Source organism: Vibrio sp. 10N.222.46.A1 (assembly GCF_041473595.1).
In the GTDB taxonomy this organism is placed as follows: Bacteria; Pseudomonadota; Gammaproteobacteria; order Enterobacterales; family Vibrionaceae; genus Vibrio; species Vibrio tasmaniensis_A.
Window position 1 is genome coordinate 1 of sequence record NZ_JBFRSN010001086.1, and the last position, 721, is coordinate 721.

At 41.2% G+C, this 721-nt stretch carries 2 protein-coding genes; both read right to left on the minus strand.

Annotation, left to right across the window (positions count from 1 at the left end; translation table 11 throughout):
* Positions 1-219: 219 nt before the first annotated feature.
* Positions 220-531, minus strand: coding sequence for a stress response translation initiation inhibitor YciH (gene yciH, locus AB4496_RS24015; RefSeq protein WP_009845368.1), 312 nt, complete (start codon positions 529-531; stop codon positions 220-222).
* A gap of 4 nt (positions 532-535) precedes the next feature.
* Positions 536-721: DUF3319 domain-containing protein (locus tag AB4496_RS24020; protein ID WP_372132274.1), on the minus strand; the 186-nt coding region annotated here is incomplete at its 5' end.

The window sequence follows — 721 nt, forward strand, 5'->3', positions numbered from 1 at the left end:
TACTAAATTGCTCTAACATGCTCAGTGCGTATTATGTACGTTATGTTAAATTGGTTTCGGTGTTTATAAGGCAGGTATCTTTATGTGATGCCCTGCCTTTATTTCATATCTGTACTCTCTGAATTCTACTGCGTATTTAACCATAGCGGTTATTTACCATAAAATACCTAATAACCAGTGATAATAATCTTCGATTTTACCCCCGGCATTAGTTAGAGCTTAACCGCCGGCAAATTTAACTTTGTAGCCTTTCTTTTCAAGATGCGCTTTGAGCTTGTCACGAGCGTCGCCTTGAATCTCGATGTTGCCATCTTTTACTGAGCCGCCACAACCACATACTTTTTTGAGTTCCGCAGCCATGAGTTTTAATGGCGCGTCATCTAGGTCTAAGCCTGTTACGATAGAAACGCCTTTGCCTTTACGGCCTTTGGTTTCTTTTTGGATTCGAACAATACCATCACCTTTAGGGCGCTGGACTTTCTCTTCTTCAGGTTTAATACGACCTGTTTCAGTTGAATATACTAGGCTCATAATTTTACTTCTTTTGCTGTGCTGCTTTTTGTTTTGCGAGTAAGAAAGCCTCTATATGACGCTGGATTGCAATCTTGCCACCTTTAATTAGGCGCCCGTTAAACATGCAATACCAAGCGTTAGGCTCACCGCTATCATTTTTAATTTGGTAACCATGGAAGTTTTCAGCTAAGCCACCACCAGACGCTCC

What these genes read in the sequence shown, in the direction of transcription:
- yciH (WP_009845368.1), bottom strand. Translation starts at nt 531, where the DNA reads ATGAGCCTAGTATATTCAACTGAAACAGGTCGTATTAAACCTGAAGAA.